The organism is Hoeflea sp. (assembly GCF_984452065.1).
In genome coordinates this window covers 10,459-27,618 of sequence record NZ_CFHWAF010000056.1, presented here as the reverse complement: position 1 = coordinate 27,618, position 17,160 = coordinate 10,459, and the positions used below count along the sequence as shown (strand labels likewise).

The 17,160-nt window shown below is 61.6% G+C and carries 20 protein-coding genes; 9 read left to right on the top strand and 11 right to left on the bottom strand.

All coding sequences use genetic code 11. The features are described from left to right. From AC5E6N_RS12535 to AC5E6N_RS12525, 3 genes are all read right to left on the bottom strand, one after another. Window positions 1–289: YeeE/YedE thiosulfate transporter family protein (locus AC5E6N_RS12535; protein WP_491748126.1), on the bottom strand; the 289-nt coding region annotated here is incomplete at its 3' end. An 87-nt stretch (window positions 290–376) separates the two neighbouring features. Next, complete coding sequence (locus tag AC5E6N_RS12530; protein ID WP_491748125.1) at window positions 377–1,294, bottom strand: sulfurtransferase; 918 nt, start codon at window positions 1,292–1,294, stop codon at window positions 377–379. Window positions 1,295–1,690: 396 nt separating this feature from the next. Continuing rightward, complete coding sequence (locus AC5E6N_RS12525) at window positions 1,691–2,434, bottom strand: GntR family transcriptional regulator (RefSeq protein ID WP_491690503.1); 744 nt, start codon at window positions 2,432–2,434, stop codon at window positions 1,691–1,693. Window positions 2,435–2,586: 152 nt separating this feature from the next. On the opposite strand from AC5E6N_RS12525, the gene AC5E6N_RS12520 reads away from it, so the two are divergent. The 7 genes from AC5E6N_RS12520 (at window position 2,587) to AC5E6N_RS12490 (ending at window position 8,278) form a co-directional block, all read left to right on the top strand. Beyond that, a complete protein-coding gene (locus AC5E6N_RS12520; protein ID WP_491748124.1) occupies window positions 2,587–3,555 on the top strand; it encodes a carbohydrate kinase family protein in 969 nt (322 codons plus the stop codon). Next, window positions 3,552–4,412, top strand: coding sequence for a BtpA/SgcQ family protein (locus AC5E6N_RS12515; RefSeq protein ID WP_491748123.1), 861 nt, complete (start codon window positions 3,552–3,554; stop codon window positions 4,410–4,412). The genes AC5E6N_RS12520 and AC5E6N_RS12515 overlap by 4 nt, the downstream gene beginning before the upstream one ends. Next, the gene (locus AC5E6N_RS12510; RefSeq protein ID WP_491748122.1) at window positions 4,400–5,176 is read left to right on the top strand and encodes a hypothetical protein; all 777 of its coding nucleotides are present in this window, start codon (window positions 4,400–4,402) and stop codon (window positions 5,174–5,176) included. Before AC5E6N_RS12515 ends, AC5E6N_RS12510 begins: the two co-directional genes overlap by 13 nt. Further along, on the top strand, window positions 5,169–5,477 hold the full coding sequence (locus AC5E6N_RS12505) for a hypothetical protein (protein WP_491690507.1): 309 nt from the start codon (window positions 5,169–5,171) through the stop codon (window positions 5,475–5,477). Before AC5E6N_RS12510 ends, AC5E6N_RS12505 begins: the two co-directional genes overlap by 8 nt. Beyond that, entirely contained in the window at window positions 5,474–6,238 is a 765-nt protein-coding gene (locus AC5E6N_RS12500) for an ATP-binding cassette domain-containing protein (protein ID WP_491690508.1), read from the top strand. The genes AC5E6N_RS12505 and AC5E6N_RS12500 overlap by 4 nt, the downstream gene beginning before the upstream one ends. Next, window positions 6,235–7,278: an ABC transporter permease gene (locus AC5E6N_RS12495; RefSeq protein ID WP_491748121.1), complete on the top strand. Its 1,044-nt coding sequence runs from the start codon at window positions 6,235–6,237 to the stop codon at window positions 7,276–7,278. Before AC5E6N_RS12500 ends, AC5E6N_RS12495 begins: the two co-directional genes overlap by 4 nt. Before the next feature lie 70 nt (window positions 7,279–7,348). Beyond that, complete coding sequence (locus AC5E6N_RS12490) at window positions 7,349–8,278, top strand: ABC transporter substrate-binding protein (protein WP_491690510.1); 930 nt, start codon at window positions 7,349–7,351, stop codon at window positions 8,276–8,278. On the opposite strand, the gene AC5E6N_RS12485 is transcribed toward AC5E6N_RS12490, so the two are convergent. The 6 genes from AC5E6N_RS12485 to AC5E6N_RS12460 all read right to left on the bottom strand — a co-directional run bounded on the left by AC5E6N_RS12485 (window position 8,251) and on the right by AC5E6N_RS12460 (window position 13,191). Continuing rightward, window positions 8,251–8,514 carry a hypothetical protein gene (locus AC5E6N_RS12485; RefSeq protein WP_491748120.1) on the bottom strand — a complete coding sequence of 88 codons (264 nt, stop codon included), beginning with the start codon at window positions 8,512–8,514 and terminating at the stop codon, window positions 8,251–8,253. The genes AC5E6N_RS12490 and AC5E6N_RS12485 overlap by 28 nt on opposite strands. Window positions 8,515–8,562: 48 nt before the next feature. Beyond that, on the bottom strand, window positions 8,563–9,855 hold the full coding sequence (locus tag AC5E6N_RS12480; RefSeq protein ID WP_491748119.1) for a TRAP transporter large permease: 1,293 nt from the start codon (window positions 9,853–9,855) through the stop codon (window positions 8,563–8,565). Further along, window positions 9,855–10,424 (bottom strand): TRAP transporter small permease, encoded by a 570-nt coding sequence (locus AC5E6N_RS12475; RefSeq protein ID WP_491748118.1) that lies wholly within the window; start codon window positions 10,422–10,424, stop codon window positions 9,855–9,857. The genes AC5E6N_RS12480 and AC5E6N_RS12475 overlap by 1 nt, the downstream gene beginning before the upstream one ends. Beyond that, on the bottom strand, window positions 10,396–11,388 hold the full coding sequence (locus AC5E6N_RS12470) for a TRAP transporter substrate-binding protein (protein ID WP_491748117.1): 993 nt from the start codon (window positions 11,386–11,388) through the stop codon (window positions 10,396–10,398). The genes AC5E6N_RS12475 and AC5E6N_RS12470 overlap by 29 nt, the downstream gene beginning before the upstream one ends. A gap of 79 nt (window positions 11,389–11,467) precedes the next feature. Then, on the bottom strand, window positions 11,468–12,523 hold the full coding sequence (locus AC5E6N_RS12465; protein ID WP_491748116.1) for an Ldh family oxidoreductase: 1,056 nt from the start codon (window positions 12,521–12,523) through the stop codon (window positions 11,468–11,470). Next, complete coding sequence (locus AC5E6N_RS12460) at window positions 12,520–13,191, bottom strand: RraA family protein (protein ID WP_491748115.1); 672 nt, start codon at window positions 13,189–13,191, stop codon at window positions 12,520–12,522. Before AC5E6N_RS12460 ends, AC5E6N_RS12465 begins: the two co-directional genes overlap by 4 nt. A 122-nt stretch (window positions 13,192–13,313) precedes the next feature. Between AC5E6N_RS12460 and AC5E6N_RS12455 the strand changes: the two genes are divergently transcribed. Beyond that, a complete protein-coding gene (locus AC5E6N_RS12455) occupies window positions 13,314–14,273 on the top strand; it encodes a LysR family transcriptional regulator (protein WP_491748114.1) in 960 nt (319 codons plus the stop codon). After that, the gene (locus tag AC5E6N_RS12450; RefSeq protein ID WP_491748113.1) at window positions 14,270–14,980 is read left to right on the top strand and encodes an FCD domain-containing protein; all 711 of its coding nucleotides are present in this window, start codon (window positions 14,270–14,272) and stop codon (window positions 14,978–14,980) included. Before AC5E6N_RS12455 ends, AC5E6N_RS12450 begins: the two co-directional genes overlap by 4 nt. Before the next feature lie 21 nt (window positions 14,981–15,001). Here AC5E6N_RS12450 and AC5E6N_RS12445 read toward each other — a convergent pair whose 3' ends face one another. Next, complete coding sequence (locus tag AC5E6N_RS12445; RefSeq protein ID WP_491748112.1) at window positions 15,002–16,453, bottom strand: aldehyde dehydrogenase family protein; 1,452 nt, start codon at window positions 16,451–16,453, stop codon at window positions 15,002–15,004. A 28-nt stretch (window positions 16,454–16,481) separates the two neighbouring features. Continuing rightward, on the bottom strand, window positions 16,482–17,160 hold a 679-nt coding region (locus AC5E6N_RS12440; RefSeq protein WP_491748111.1), incomplete at its 5' end, for an iron-containing alcohol dehydrogenase.

Here is a 17,160-nt window from a genome sequence, read left to right as displayed (position 1 = left end):
CCAGTCCCGCCAGTCCGATCATCAGCATTTGCGCCCGCATGCCGCGTCCGCGCCGCTCGACCACCATGCGCCGCCAGGCACCCGTGAAACCAAAGGAGCCGTGATAAAGGGCAGCGCCAAGGCCGCCGCCGATCAGGAAAAGCGTCGCCTGCCGTAGATCCACCAGCAGCCAGATCGCTGCAAAGCCGGCAATGAGAAACGCGGTCGCCACTGTCGCGGGACTGCGATCAATGGTGACATCAGGCAGAAACAAACCCGATGCCGATGGCGTTTCAACGTTCTGCACCATGATGCCGACCCTTTGCGGACAGGTTCCTATACGATCCAACCGGCGCGTGGCGGAAGCCGCGCGCCGGCCGATTGGTGTCGCACACGCTTACTGCATCGTGCGCGGCGGATCGAGCGGGCGGGACGGGTCCTGCGTCCATTCGGACATGGAGCCGTCATACATGGCCGACTGTTCGTTGCCGAGCACCTCGCTCAGACCGAACCAGGCAACGGAAGCCCAGTGGCCCGTGTTGCAGAAGGTGATGTTGGCTTCATCCGCGCCAAGACCCACCGAGGCGACCAGTGCTTCCACCGTTTCGGGCTGCGCAAAAACGGCGAACTCGCTCGAATAGAACGCCGAATGCGGCAGGTTCACCGAGCCGGGAATGGTGCCGGGCGTGGCCGCGACCGGGCTTTTGGTCTCGCCGCGGAACTGGTCGACCGGACGACCGTCGACGAGCTTGGTGCCGTCGTCGAGCGCGGCCAGGACATCTTGCGTGGTGGCAAGGACAGCTTCGTTTAGTGTGACCTCGAATTCGGAAGCCTCGACGGTGATCGGTTCAGCGACGCGCGCGCCCCCGACCGCATCATACTGGCGCCAGCCGCCATCGAGGATCGAAACGTCGTCATGGCCCAGATAGCGGAAGGTCCAGTAAACGCGGGTTGCCGAGCCGAACTCGGTCGAATCGGTACCCCAGGGCACGATCACGACATGGTCGTCATTGTCGATGCCCAGGCTCTCGATCAGGGCGGTGATATCCTCGATCGCCGGGATTTTTCCGGGTACGCCGTCAATCTCGGTGCGCCAGCCCGCTGTGCTGTAAGGCGCGGTCACCGCCCCGGCGATATGGGGGTTGTCGCCAAGATCGGTGTTTTCGACATTGGCGCGAATGTCGACAATCACAAGATCATCGTTGCCGGCGTGCTCCATCACCCATTCGGCGCTCACAAGGGGGCCTGCGTCCAGCGCAAGCGCCGGGACTGCGGAGGCGGCGAGCGCCGCGATCAAGAGGTTAAGGCGATTCATATGCTTGATCCTTCCGATGATGTGCCATGGACATGCCGGGGCCGATGTGCCCTCGGGCCTTCTCCGGCAACATAGCCGAGCCGCCGCGCCCGAAGGAGGCATCGCCGTCGCGACACGCAGACCGATCGTGGAATTTTTTTTCGGGCTGACGCTGGCCGGTGGTATAGGAGTGCGTTTTCCGGGCGTCGGCCGTTTTCCCTTCCGAAATACCGGACCGCCGGCATGTCGCCGCCACGCCGGGTTCCGCCGTGATAAGCAAGACCGCATGAAGATCCGAAGGCAGCTTTTTTTCTGATATAGACCTCTGTCTTTGGTCCAGGCGCGCGGCAATCGAGCATCCGGTCGTTTCCCGGTTTCGGCCTGCCATCGGCTATTCGATCGCCAGTCCGCCGGGCGTCAAAGGTCGATCCGGACCCGGTAGCGATCGGCACGATAGGTGACCACAGCGAATTCGATCGGAAGGCCGCGTGCGCAGCGCGCCACGCGCTTGGCGATCAGCACGGCATCGTGCACGTCCAACTCAAGCGTCCTGGCCATCTCCGGCTTGACCATCTGCGCTTCGATGAACTCGACGCCGCCGACAATATTGATGCCCAGGTTCTCGGAAAGCCACGCATAAAGAGACCCGCCGGTCAGTTGATCCGCCGTCGGAGGGCCGCCTCGGCCGAAAATATCGGGCCGAACCCAAGAAACCGAATGACCGATCAACCGCTCATTTGCAAACAGAGTCCGTTCGGACAAAAAGGGCTTGTCCCCCGCCGCCAGCCCCAAAGCGTGCGCCGCCTCGTCGGTAACGGGGCTGAAGCCCGACTGGATAAGATGGAAGGAAGCGGCAAGCCCGTGTCGCTTCATGTCCTCGGAGAAACCGCGCAATTGGCTTACCGGCCGGTCGACTTTGCCATCGAGCACGACGGATCCGACCCCGGACCGGCGCTTGATCAGTCCTTCCTGCGTCAGCTTGTTCAATGCCGACCGCGCCGTCGTTCGGCTGATCTTGAAGGTGCGGGTCAGGTCAGATTCGGACGGCAGCACGTCACCGGGGACGAACCGGCCATTTGCGATCTCGCTGCGCAAAAGGTCGGCGATCTGGAGCCATAGCGGTGCGCGATCACCATCGAGAGTTGCGTCTTCCCATGCCATTTCAAACCCGCCAATTGAATGCGGCAACCTTGCCATGCCTGTCCGGACAGCTCTTAGCTCCAAGCTCCTCTCGAGACAAGCGGCTTTTGCCGCTTCGCTTACCTTGAACTATATTATTTCTTTTAAATCAATCATATAAAAAATATCCACCGATGGCATACTGTGATATTGACATAAACGAAATAACGTTATTACATTTAAGGATGCTTAACGGAACCTCAAAGGGTCGCCACCTCTTCGTAGGCGATGTCAGTCTGGATCTGAGTGTCCGGACGGCGAGGCTTCCGGAACCTGACGAAAAAATCCATTGCGAGGAAATCACCGAACAGCCCGGCGGGGTCGCAACCAACACGGCAGTCGCATTTGCCCGTGCCGGCGGTCGGGCTGTACTGCTCTGCCAGACCGGGAACGATATCGCCTCGGAGCGCGTCCTTGAGGCATTTGCAGATGAAAGCGGCCTGGAGGTCGACGCCAGGCAGCGGGTGGGATCCCTTTGCCGTGTTGTGTCTCTGATCGACCCCCTTGGAGAGAAGCGGCTCCTGCTGCACCCCGGTGTTTCCCTTTATCCGGATGCCGAAGAGGTTGAGCGCACAGGCTTTGACGATGTCCGCCATGTGCATACCGCCATCTACGGGACCGCTGCGGCCGACGTGATTGGCCGCGCGCGGGATCACGGGGCGAGTTGGTCCATCGATCTGGAGCCGGCGACATTGTCCGATGGTCTAAAGGCTCTGGCCGGACTGCTGCGCGACACGCGGATCGTTTTCGTCAATGACAGGGCCGCCATGGTCATCGGCGATGACGCGGTATCGCGCCTGCTCGACATGGGCGTGCAGACGGTCGTGCGGACAATGGGCGCAAACGGCGCCCAGGCCTATGGACGCGAGGCGACCGCTCGCATCGCCGTACCGCTCAGAGATCCCATCGTTGATACAACCGGCGCGGGTGATTGTCTTGCCGGCTGGTTGCTCGCCGGCCTCTGGCGTGGCGAGTCGATCGCTCACGCGCTCCCCCGGGCCGTCAATGCGGCCGCCTGCGCCTGCATGGCGCTCGGGCCGCAAGCCGGCCTGCCTCGCCTGGCAGATCTTCCAACAAGCCAAAAACAAGAACCAGCAGAATGAATCCCAAACCGCAAGTGATTCCGCCCAAGGCAAACACGCTGACGGCCTGTTTCGAGAAACCCAAGCCGATAATCGGCGTCATCCACCTCAAGCCCCTGCCCGGCGCGCCGCGCTATGAAGGCGAAGCCATGCGCGACATTTTTTCGGCCGCCGTCGCGGATGCGCGGACGCTGGCAAACGGTGGCGTCGACGGCATCATCGTCGAAAACGCCAGCGATCTGCCATTTTGCCGCCCGGAAGACATCGGCCCGGAAACGGTGGCGGCCTTGACGGCCGCCTGCATGGAGATCAGGGGAGCGGTCGATCTGCCCATTGGAATTACCTGTGTCGCCAATGGCGCGATTCCCGGACTTGCGGTGGCCAAAGCGGTCGGAGCCCGCTGGGTGCGGGTCAACCAGTGGGTGAATGCCTATGTCGCCAATGAGGGCCTGATCAACGGCTCGGCGGCCAGGGCAATGCGCTACCGGGCGGCCATCGACGCGCGCGATGTGGCGATCTTCGCTGATGTACACGTCAAATTCGGCGCCCACGCCATTACGGCCGACCGATCGATCCCTGAGCAGGCAACGGACGCAGAATGGTTCGATGCCGACGTGCTCATCGCAACCGGCACGCGCACCGGTTCGCCGACCACAAGGTCGGAGGTCGACAATGTGCAGGCAGGAACGAACCTGCCGGTCATCGTCGGTTCGGGCCTGTCACCGGATCAGGTCCCGTCACTGCTTGGAACCGCCGACGGCGCAATCGTCGGACAGTGGCTCAAGGTTGACGGGCTCTGGTGGAACCCTGTCGACCCCGGCAGGGTCGAGCGGCTGATGCAGGCCGTCAGCGAGGTTCGTGTGCCATGTCCAACCTGAGCGGAGATACCGACATCTTTTCTTCGCAGCGGATCGACGGCGGCGCACGACGGGCCATCGTGGCGTTTACTGCCGTTCGCCAGGACGTCTTCGACGGTGTATACACGCAAGAGCATCGGGACCGAATCGTCGCGATGTTCCAGGCGCTCGACGAAGAGGGGTGGCTCCTGTCCCTGCGTCGTATTTTTGACCGCGACGCCGATCCGCAGGCACACGTCCTGGAAACCGGCTTTGCCCATGACCATGACATTGCCGGTATCTTCGAGGCGCCGGACATGGATGCCGCGCTCGCGGGTACGGTTCGGATCGAGCAGGCCGGCTGGGCCAGGTTGTTCCGAACCGAATGGCTCATCGGGCCTCGCGAATTCGCTCCGGTGCCCGGTTCGGGGGCGCCGGCCGATTATCGGTGGGGTTTCATCGCGCTGTGGGAATGGAACGACGACTGGTGCCGGGCAAGCGCGCTGGAGCGTGCCCTTTATGACGAGGAATGCGACAGCGCTTTCCAGGGCGATCTCGAACTGGGCGCAAACATTGCCGGCCGACACCGTCTCGACCTGTCTCACCACTGGCATCACATCGGCGCGTGGGAGATTGAAGGCCCGGAAATGGCGGGCCGTGCAATCGCGGGTCATGAGAGCGTCGCGGACTTCAAGTTCACCACTTCCCGTCACATTGTCGGCCGTTCGCGGCCGCTCAAGGACCTCATCGAACCAAGAGCTTTTTCGCGCCAGGCGTCTCTGCTCGGGAGCACCTCAAATGCCTGAATGCGTCTGGATCCATTACAGCCGGCCGCGCCCCCACTGGTATGCGCTGGGCAAAGACGAGCAGGTCCGGCTTGCGGAAAGCTGGGCGAGCGTGCGCGGCCGAAGCGAAGCTGGTGGCGCCTTGCGCCAAGGCTCATACCACATAAGGGGCCAGCACGACTTCCAGGATGTCGAAATCTGGGTGTTCCCTGACAGCCAGGCTGCATTCGCTCACTGGGACGGGCTTTGTGCCGAGCGCTACAACGAGTTCTTCGCCTTTGCCAACAATCTGGGACTGGCCAAGCAGGGTGCGGGCCGGTGAGGCAACCTCTGCTCGAAGCGCGAGGTATCAGCCGAAACTTCGGCCACGTACAGGCGCTCAAGGATACCGACTTCCGGGTCATGCCGAACGAAGTGTGCGCCCTTATCGGCGACAATGGTGCGGGCAAGTCGACGCTTGTGAAAATCCTGTCCGGTGCCGGTCGGCCGACCGGCGGAGAGCTTCTGATCGACGGCCGGCCGATCACCTTCCATTCGCCGCTCGACGCCCAGGCCGCCGGAATTGCCACGGTCTATCAGGATCTGGCGCTGGCACCGGATCTCACTCCGGCGGAAAACCTGTTCCTAGGCCGCGAGATCGCCATGCCCGGAGTGCTAGGAGCGGCCGGTTTCCTGAACCGGCGCAAGATGCGTCGGCTTGCACAGGAGCAGCTCGAAAAGCTCGGCGTCCAGCTCAAATCGGCACGGGTGGCTATTGACACTCTTTCAGGCGGGCAACGCCAGTCGGTGGCAATAGCCCGCGCGGCCATGTGGGCCGAAAGGATCGTGATCCTTGATGAACCGACCGCCGCGCTCGGTGTCGTCCAGACCCAGCGCGTTCTCGATCTCGTCCGCCGCATTCGGGATAATGGAACATCGGTCGTGCTTGTCAGTCACAACATGCCCCAAGTTCTCGAGGTCGCGGACCGGATCGAAGTGCTGCGGCTGGGCGAGCAGGTCGCCGATGTCAGTGCCGACGAGGTGGACGTCGACGATCTCGTGCGGGCAATGACCAGCGGCAAACCAAGGGAGAAGGCTGCGTGAGCCGGCAATCGACAAACCTCGTGTATCAGGACAGGATCGGCCTCGAAGAACGGTTGTTGAACGTGCTGGCGACCGGCTGGATCTTCCTTTTGCTCCTTGTCATGGTGGCTGCCTTCTATGCGCTGCGGCCCGAGCAGTTCGGGTCGGTCTATAACATTCAGCAACTGGCGATCAACTCCGCCATCTTCATGGTGCTGGCCGTCGGGCAGACCTATGTCATCATCACCGCGGGCATCGATCTTTCGGTCGGCTCGGTCCTTGTGTTTGCCTCGGTGGTGTCGGCGAAGGTGATGCTGTTTCTTTCGGGCGCGCCGGGCACCACATTCGGAACGACCGATGCCGGGTGGGGTATCGTTGCCATCGGAGCGCTGACGGCGCTGGCCTCCGGTGCGGCCTGGGGTGCGCTGAACGGGGTTCTGGTCGCTTACGCGCGTATCCCGGCACTCATCGTCACACTGGGAACGATGGGCATGGCCCTCGGATTCGCCCAGATCATCACCGGCGGTGTCGACGTGCGGGCGATGCCGGAGCGCATGGTAACGCACATTGGTTCGGGTGAACTTTTCGGAATACCGGCGCTCGTTCTGATTGCGGCGGCCATCGTGATCGTGGCCGGCATCGTTCTGCATCTGACCCGCTTCGGCCTGCATGTCTACGCCGTTGGCTCCAACGAGGAAGCCAGCCGCCGCAGCGGCATCGGCGTCCACCGCCGCTTGGTGGCTGTCTACACGGTGTGCGGCATGATGGCCGGACTGGCGGCGGTCATGGCCAATGCCCGCTTCGGGACGACGACGATCAATGGCCACGTGATGGCCAACCTGACCACCATATCGGCCGTCGTTCTGGGCGGAACCAGCCTTTTTGGCGGCAAGGGCAGCGTTTTCGGCACCGTGGTCGGCGTCTTTATCCCGATAATCCTGCTCAACGGTTTCGTGATCATGGGCATACCGCCGTTTTGGCAGACCGTGGCGATGGGCGCGGTCCTGATCGCGGCCGTATGGATCGATCAGTTCAAGCGGCAGCTCAGAAATCGCAGCTAGGGCAAGGCCGTCACGTCAGATCGATTTTGGACTTCAACCAAGGGAGAAGAAGATGAAACCAAGACTCTTTATGGCCGCAAAACTGCTGGGCGTCCTCGTCCTGACCATGCCGGCCCAGGCTCAAAACGACGACTCGGTGGCGCTGGTCCTGGGTACCAAGGGGAGCCCTTTCTACCAGGCGCTACAATGCGGGGCGATGGAAAAAGCCGACGAACTCGGCCTCACCCTCAACGTCAGCGCGCCTGATCTGTTTGCTGCCGATGTCCAGATTCCCGTCGTCAACGCGGTCACGGCCGCTTCGCCCGACGTTGCCGTGATCGTTCCGACAGATATGCAGGCGCTTGCGCCCCCGATGCGCGAGCTTGCCGAACGCGGCACCAAGGTGATGACGGTCGACCAGACCATCGCCGACACCTCGTTCCTGGAAACGCAGATCCTCACCGACAACGAAGCTGGCGGAGCAATGGCAGCCCAGGCGCTTTCCAAATTGCTGGACGGCGAAGGCAAAGTTCTGGTCATCACCCAGCCGCCAGGCTCGCTCGCACAGGATGCGCGGACGGCAGGCTTCGAGGCCGAACTCGAAAACCATCCGGGCATCGAATATCTCGGCGCTCAATATCAGCGAAATGATCCCCAGCGGGCAGCCGAGATCGTCACCTCGACCATTTCAGCGCATCCCGACCTTGCCGGCATCTTTGCCACCAACGACCAAGGCGCTATCGGGGCAATCACCGGTCTCCGTCAGGCGGATGCGACCGGGCGCGTCAAGATGGTTGCCTACGACGCCTCGAGCGCTCAGGTCAGCGCCCTGAAAAATGGCGAACTGCAGGCTTTGATCGCCCAGAATCCGAAACAACAGGGCCAGGTCGCCATGCAACTGGCCGCCCGACTGATAGCCGGCGAATCGCTGCCCGAGGTCACCCTGACGGAAATCGTGACCATCACCAGCGACGAACCCGAGAAGGCGGAACGTTACGAGTATGTCGCCGACTGCATGTGAAGCGCCCTCACCCGGTCGAGGGCTCCTTCCGGGGCCCTCACAAACCGCAGCCTGCCTCGAACCGGCGTGCTAGCCGATACGGTCTCTTGACCCTTCAAGGTTTTCAGGATGGCCTTCGCCTTGAAATCGGGCGCATCCCGCTTGCGTTTCGACCGGAGAAAGGCAACGCTGACCCGGCTCGGCGCGTCGCGCAGCGTGATGCAGAGCATCGGCGTCAGGAACGGCATCAAGAGCAACGGCCGGCCTCTCCGTTCCGTGAGATGAACGATGTCCGGTTCGAACGCCTATCGAAACATCTGCGGGAGAAAGGTGGATAGGCCAGGCAAATAGGTGATGAGTGCTATGTTGAGCAACAACACCAGATAAAAGGGCAACATGCTTTTGATGATCTGCTCGATGCGCAAGCCGGCGACCTGACAGGCGATAAAGAGGTTCACGCCGACTGGCGGCGTCGTCATGCCGACGGCGAGATTGACGATCATGACCACGCCGAAATGCACCGGGTCGATACCGTACTGCACCGCCACCGGTGTCAGGATCGGCGCCAGGATGATGATGGCCGCACCGGTCTCGAGGAACATACCCACAAGGAGAAGCAGCAGGTTGATCATCAACAGAAAGTAGACAGGGTTTTCCGATGCGGCGATGAAAGCCGAAGCGACCGTGTCGGGTATGCGGTTCGCCGTCAGAACCCAGCCGAACGCGCTCGCCGCGCTGATGATCAGCAAAATGATGATCGAGGATCTGACCGACGCGGCCAATGCCAAACCGATGTGGGAAAAACTGAGCGTACGGAACACGAAAACGCCTAGGAACAGGGCGTAGAAGACGGCGACAACCGCCGCCTCGGTTGGGGTAAAGACACCGCCATAGATGCCGCCAAGAATGATGAAGGGCATGAGAAGCGGAAGGACCGCCGCCTTGAAACTTGGCCAGACGCGTGGAAGTTCCACATTACCTGTCTCGTCCCGTATGACGCCGTAACCCTTCAGTTTGGCAATCGCGTAAACGGTGGCGAGCAGCGATGCAGCGATCAGAATTCCCGGAATGACGCCGGCTATGAACAAATCGCCGATGGAGACCGGAACGCCCGCGGTCAGCGCGTAGATGATCATGGGGATCGACGGCGGAATGATCACGCCCAGTTCGCCGGATGCGGCCTGTGTGGAGGCTGCGAAGCGCCGCTGGTAGCCACGCTTGGCCATTGCGGGAATAAGGATTGAACCGATCGCGGCCGTGGTTGCGGCACTGGAACCGGAAATTGCCGCGAAGAACATCGCGGAAATCACCGTGACGAGTCCTAGCCCGCCGGCAAACCGGCCCACAAGCGACTGGGCGAAATCGATCAGACGGTTTGAGATGCCCGACGCCTCCATGAGCGCGCCGGACAGGATGAACAAAGGGATAGCCGCAAGCGGAAAGGAATCGAGACCGGCAAACATGCGCTGCACGGCCGCCTGGAGCGGTATGCCGGCGTTGAACATATAACCCATCGATGTCAGGCCGAGGGCGATGACGACCGGAACGCTGAGCGCGAAGAGCGCGAGCAGCATCACGCCGAACGTTAAAGGACCCATCAGTTATCCTCCGCCAGAACGGTTTCGGGCGGATCGAGCAAAGCGGCAACCGTGTTGATCAGGGCAAGGCTGGCGCCGAACGGAATCACCGAATAAACGATCCACATTGGCACTTCGGTTGCGCCCGCGCGCAAACCATGCACCATTTCCAGGACGATGAAGCCGTAAACCGCCAGAAGCAGCCAGAAAACACCCGACAGGACCAGAACCGAAATACGCAGGGCTTCGGCCAAGCCTCCAGGCAGGATATTGACCACGAATTCCACGGCAATGAGTTGGCCCTTGCGCACCATAATGCCGACACCGAGAAACGGCAGCCAGATTAGCGCAAAGCGCACGACTTCTTCGGACCATGTCAGCGGTGAGCCCAGAAAGTAGCGCGCAATGACCTGGGCGAGCCCCAATGTCGCCATGCCGGCCAGCAAACCGCAAAGCACCCAAAGCAGAACTTTGTTCAGCCGGTCGACACTGGCCAGAATCGAGTCAATCGAACGGAATCGGGCACGAAGGTGCCCGGTCCAATTGTCGGCTGCGGACTTCTCACTGCGCGGCGGCGCGGATTTGCTCATGGACAGGCAACAGCTCCGGGAAATTGTCGTCGACAAAGCCTTCAAGCTCGGCGCGGAAGGCCTCCTTGTCCACCGCGACCAACGTCATGCCGGCATCCTGAAGCTTCTGCAGGAAATCGGTCTCCCCGGTCAATATCTGCTCGGCCACAAATGCTTTCGCGGTACCGTTGGCAGCCTCCATGACGGCTTTCTGGTGTTCGTCGGAAAGCTGCCCGAAGCGCTGTGAGGTGACGACCATGGTGATCGGTTCCATCACATGCTCGGTCTGCCCCAGAAAGTGGACGACCTCGGGAAACTGGGCTGTGTAGATGAGCGACAGCGGGTTTTCCTGCCCGTCGATGACACCCTGCTGCAAGGCCGTGAAGACTTCGCCGAAGTTCATTGGTGTCGGAGCCGCGCCCAGTTGCCCCCACGAGCGCACAAACACCGGGCTATCCGGCACGCGAATCTTCATCCCGGCAAGATCTTCGGGCGTTTCGACACGCTTTTGCGTCGTCAGCCAGCGCGGTCCGCGCATCCAGTAGGATACCACCCGATAGCCGCTCTCTGACTCGATGGCATCCGTGATACCCTGGCCGACATCACCGTTGTACACGACCTGGAAATGGTCGAGATCGTCGAACATGAAGGGGACGGTGAAGATCCGCGCCGTATCGGAGGCCGACGACAGCACGCCGGCGCCGCCCAGCCAGATATCGGCCGTGCCGAGGCGAAGCCCCTCCAGAATTTCGCGGTCTGAGCCGAGCGAGCTTCCTGCGAAGATCTCAACCGTGACCTCGCCGCCGGTTGCCTGCGCAACATCCTCGGCGAACCGTTCGACTGCCTGGGCATGAATTTCGGTCGGCGGCCAAACATGCCCGAGGCGCAGCGTGGTCTCGGCATAGACCGCCGCGGTGAATCCCAACCCCGCTGTTACGGCGACAGCGACCGACGCCAGGTTTCGCTTCATGGTTTTGCTTTGCATAGTCTTCCTCCGCTGTTTCGGTCCGCTCCGTCCGGACCGTTTTCCATGCACATGCATGATCCGAATGTACTCTCGCCAGCTAAACCATGGCGCCTTCCGGCCATGGCACGCCGTGGTGCGCGCCCAAGCGCATCAGATCGGCTTTGAGCTGTTCAGCTAGCGTCAGCCCTTCCGCGCGCCTTTGTTTGGCCAGGCGGTACTCGGTTTCGCCCGCGTAGAGAATTTCCGCCACGCCGTCCGCGCGCGGTTCCGACTTCAACAGATCGATATATTCGCCGATGCGTTCACGAAACCGGGCCGGTCCAAGAAAGCGCCCGATATCAATGGCGATGAAGAAATGGCCCACATTCTGCGGCCGGTTCCAGTCCTCGTACATGTTGTGCACCGACGGGCCGAACCCCGCACCGGTCAGCACGCCGGCCAGAATGTCGATGGCCATGGAAAGGCCGGAGCCTTTGGGCCCGCCCAACGGAAGCACAGCGCCGCTCAAGGCTGCCTCGGCGTCCGTCGTCGGGGTGCCATTCTCATCAACGGCCCAGCCACGGGGAATATCGAGCCCTTTCTTGGCCGCCATAATGATCTTGCCGCGCGCCACCAGGCTCGTGGCCATGTCCAGTATGAATGGAACCTCCCGGTCGGTCGGGAAGCCCAGCGCGATGGGATTGGTGCCCAAAAACGGCCTCACGCCACCGGTCGCAGGCATGGTCTGGGACGCATTGGACAAGACAATGAGCGCAAGCCCCCTGTCCACGGCCCGCTCGGCGTAGAATGCGCCGGTGCCGAAATGATTGGAATGCCGCACACCCAGCGCGCATACACCGAACCGCTCGGCGCGTTCCATACAGGCTTCCAGCGCTTTGACGCCAACGAACGCGCCGAAACCGTTGCCGCCATCGAGCAGCACCACAGGGCCATCGTTGCGCTGCAACGTGACTTGCGCTTTCGGATCGATCATGCCCCTGGCGATTCGCTCCAGATAGATTTCGCTGCGCACGACGCCGTGGGAGTCGACGCCACGCAGATCGGCGTAAACGAGCGATTGCGCCACAATCTGTGCCGTTTCGGCTGGCGCACCGGCAGCTACGAACAGGTGTTCGCAGAATTGAGCAAGCCGGTCCGGGTCGATCGCGCTCATTCCAGCACACACCCCCGCGCCGCCAAGGTTTCATCGACCCACGAGCGATCGATGGTTCCCTCCTCTATCTGGCGCATCATCTCTTCTTCCTTGGCGTTTTGTGCCTGTGCCTTGGCCAATAGGCCAGGTGCCTCACTCAGAGGAATCGCCAGCACACCATCACAATCGCCGACGACGATGTCGCCAGGCGCGACGGGCATACCAGCGAGACTGATCGGCACGTTGATCTCGCCCGGACCGTCTTTGTAGGGGCCGCGATGGGTGACGCCACGGGCGAAGATCGGCATACCCCTGGACAGGGCATCGAAGTCACGGATCGCACCGTCAATCACCCAACCGGCCAATTGGCGCTTCTCGGCGAGGCGCATCATGATTTCGCCGGCCAGGGCATTGGTGGTGTCGCCACCGGCTTCGACCACGATAACATCACCCGGTTCGGCTATTTCGATGGCTTTGTGCAACATGAGATTATCGCCCGGCCGCGTCCGGACCGTGAGTGCGACCCCAGCCAACCGCATGGACGGACCAAGGGGACGAATATCCGGCCCGGCTGCAAACACCCGATGCATATTGTCACTGATATTGGCAACCGGGATGGCCGCGAAAGCTTCCACGATGGCGGCTTCGGGCCGGGGGCGGTCCCGAACCACGCGAAATCCGATGCCCATTGACGCCCTCCCTCAGACCCGCATGATGGCGGGAATATTTTGTCAGGGTCCCTTCTTAGGCTGCCTGGAATTGGTCGTCCAATATATTGTTAGGCCTGCTTTGATACCTTATAGGTATGAATATGATCGAGCTTCGCCACCTGCGTTACTTCTGCGCTGTCGCTGACGAGTTGCATTTCGGCCGGGCTGCAAGACGACTTCACATCGCGCAGCCAGCTTTGAGCCGGCAGATTCGAAAACTTGAAGAAGAAGTCGGCACCACCCTGTTGGCGCGTACCCAAAGATCCGTGGCGTTGACGATGCCCGGTCAGGCCTTTCTGGAACGAGCCGAGCAAATCCTCGACAACGTGAGTCAGGCGGTTGCGGAAGCCAATAGGATAGCGGACGGCCAGACCGGCAGCCTGCGGGTCGCGTTCATCCATTCATCGACTTACAATCTCACGCCGACCGCCCTTGATATCTTTGCAACGCATCATCCGGGCATCCGTCTTGAATTGCAGGAGATGACGGTAATCGACCAGAAACGCGCGATCGGCCGGGGTGATGTCGATATCGGCCTGCTACGACCACCGGTCGAGGACAGAAGCCTGTCTTTCGAAAGCGTGATGAAGGAGGGTTTTGTGCTTGCTGTGCCCCGGCAACACAGGCTGGCTGATCAGCCGATAGTGAACTTGCGCGCGTTGGCGCATGAGCAGTTCATCATGTTCGAAAGGCGCCAAAGCCCTCTGTTTCATGAGCGCATCATGCAGTCTTGCGAAGAGGCGGGCTTCGTCCCTCGCGTGGCCCAGGAAGCGATTCAGATCCACACTGTGTTGGGGCTGGTGGGCGCGGGACTTGGCATAGCGCTGATGCCCGATGCCGCGCAGAAACTGTTGATGCCAAGAGTATGCTTCATTCGCGTGGCGCAACCGATCCAACCGGTGGAAATCGCTCTCGCCTGGCGGCGCGACAATCTCAACCCGGCGCTGCCGCTGTTCCGCCAGGCCGTCAAGGACGGGGTCCGTTCGGTCCTTGCCGAACGCGAAATTGAACCTGCGCTTGAAAAAGCGGATGATGATGGTCGGGACCCAATCAAACCATGAGTTCTTCGGCAAACGATAGCGACAAAAAGCTCTATGAGATTGTCTCGGACAAGCTGACCGGGATGATCCGCAGCGGCACGTTCAAAATCGGCGACCGGCTACCGTCGGAGCGCGCGCTCATGCAAATGTTCGATGTGGGCAGGCCGGCGGTCAGGGAAGCGCTTCTGGTGCTTCAAAACAATGGCCTTGTCTCGTTGCACAATGGCCGCCGGGCTGAGGTGCGCGAGCCGGACGCGGACGCGATCCTGTCCAACTCGACACTGGCCGTACAAAGCTTGTTGGGCGATCCCGGCGCGCTGCACGATCTGTTCTTCGCAAGACTGTTCCTTGAAAAGGCTCTGGCGCGACATGCGGCGCTCCACAGCGGAGCTGGAGACATGCGGGCGCTCAAACAGGCGCTGGAAGATAGCGAGGCGGCCCTCGGGGACCGCGACCGCTACGAACTGGCGGACATCGCTTTCCATCGCGTGTTGTTCAAGATTCCCGATAACGCGGTGTTCGTCTCCGTCCATCGCGCCTTGGACGCATGGATAATCGAGCGATGGAGGCAACTTGACCGGCCATTGGAGCGCGATCACGCCTCGCATGTCGGCCATGTGGAGATTTTCGAAGGCATCGCCATGCGCGATCCCGATGCGGCTGAACGCGCCATGGAAAAGCACCTCACCCTTGCCTGGGAGTTTTGGCAAACGCGCCTGAGCGCATGACGAATGCGCTTGGATTGTAACTCAGCCCCCCATCGGTTCAAGCCAATAGACGACCTTGGTAGCAGTGTAGAAGCTTCTTGCAGACGGACCGATTGAATAGGCACCCTCGCCTGAGTTCTTCACGCCGCCAAAGGGCACATGCGGCTGGCTTGCGGTACCGTGATTGACATGCACCATGCCGCATTCGAGTTCGCGGACGAAAAAGTCGGCCAGGCCTGGTTCACCGGTGAACACCGATGCTGCAAGGCCATAGGTGGAGCTGTTGGCGATCGTGAGAGCTTCGGCTGCATCCGTCACCCGCAGCACCGGCAGGACGGGGCCGAAAATCTCGTCGACGGCCAGCGGAGAATCGCGGTCGACGCGGTCGAAAAGCGCCGGCCCATGGAAATATCCGTCGACCTGCGGATCCTTGACCATCGGCCTGCCATCGACGATCAGCCTGGCGTTATCGGATCGACCGATCTCCATATAGCGCGCAACACGGTCAAATTGTTCGCGGCTGACCAGGGGGCCGATCTGGGCGGCGGCGGCGAAACCTTCCGCAACCTTCATGGCGCGGGTTGCCGCGGCCAGTTCTTCAACCAGGGCATCGGCCTGACTTTCCAGCACGATGACACGGCTGAGGGCCGTGCAACGCTGCCCGGCGGCCTGGAAAGCGGCACTGACAATCTCGCGCGCCGCGCCCTTGAGATCGCCGCAGCCCATGACGATGGCGGGGTTCTTGCCCCCCAGTTCAAGCTGAACCCTGGCGATGCGTTTTGCCGCCGCCTCGTAGATACCGGTACCGGTTTCGGTCGAACCGGTGAACGACACGCCGGCAATGTCGGGATGTCCTGCCAATGCCTGACCAACGGACCTTCCGCCGCCCATCACAAGATTGACGACACCGGTGGGAAAGCCGGCCTCGTCGATCAACTCGGTCAGCTTGACGGATGACCAAGGGGTGATCGACGCCGGCTTCATGACGACGCTGCAGCCATAGGCGATGGCAGGGGCCAGTTTGCGAATGGGTGTCACAACGGGAAAGTTCCAGGGCGAGATCAGCGCAACCGGACCCAGTGGAACCTGCCGGGCGGAGATGTCGACACCAGGGCGTTCGGATGGATAACCGCTCGATACGGCGCGTTGCGCTTCGCTTGCCATGAAACGGCACTCGGCCACGGCCCGCGCCACCTCGCCGCGTGCTTCGGCGAGAACCTTGCCCATTTCCTTGACGATGATTTGCGCAAGCTGATCACGATCGCGCTCCATCAGGACGGCCAGGCGGTTGAGCAGGCCGGCACGCTGTGACGGCGGCGCAACCCTGAAACCGGTAAAAGCCTCTTTCGCCGCGGCGACCGCAAGGTCGACGTCGGCCGCGGCCGAATCGGCAAATTCGCCCAGCACGCTTTGGGGTTGGGCCGGATTGATATTGGCAGCGTACCGGCCGGTGGACGGCGCCCGCCACTCACCGTTGATATAGTTGTTGAACATCGAAGAAATCCTTGAGTCGGTCCTGGAGTTACATGGCGTTGCGCAGGATCTGCGCCAGATCATGCGCTTGCGTCTTGCGCGGATTGACGGCCACATTGCCGCTTTTCATCGCTTCTTCGACGACCGGTTCAACCATGGCTTCCTCAAGGCCGCATGCAGCCAGACCTGAAGGAATTCCGATGTCGTCCTTAAGCTCCCGTACGGCCTGGACGCTCGCTCGTGCCGCTTCACGCTCGGACAAGCCGTCCACACGCGCGCCCAAGGCCCGCGCGACGGCCGCGTAACGCTCGGGTGCGGCTTCGGCGTTGAACGCCATGACGGTTGGTAGCGTGATCGCGATAATCGTGCCATGCGGGATTTTAATGTTGCCGCTGCCGAGCGGCATGGCGAGCGCGTGTGCGAGGCCCAAACGGGTCGGGTTCATGGCCATGCCCGCAAGGACGCTGGCCAGCATCATGTTGTAGCGGGCGGGTCTGCTGCTGCCGTCGGCTACCGCTGTCCGCAGGTTCTTTCCGATCAGCGCAATGCTCTGGAGTGCAAGGGCGCCCGATATTGGCTGGCAGGCCCGATTGACGAAGCACTCCACGGCATGTCCGAGGGCGTCCATGCCAGTCGCGGCAGTGACCGAAGCGGGAAGTTTCACCGTCAGATCGGGGTCGCAAAGGGCCACTTTGGCCATGAACCTTGCGCCGCCGGCCGACACCTTG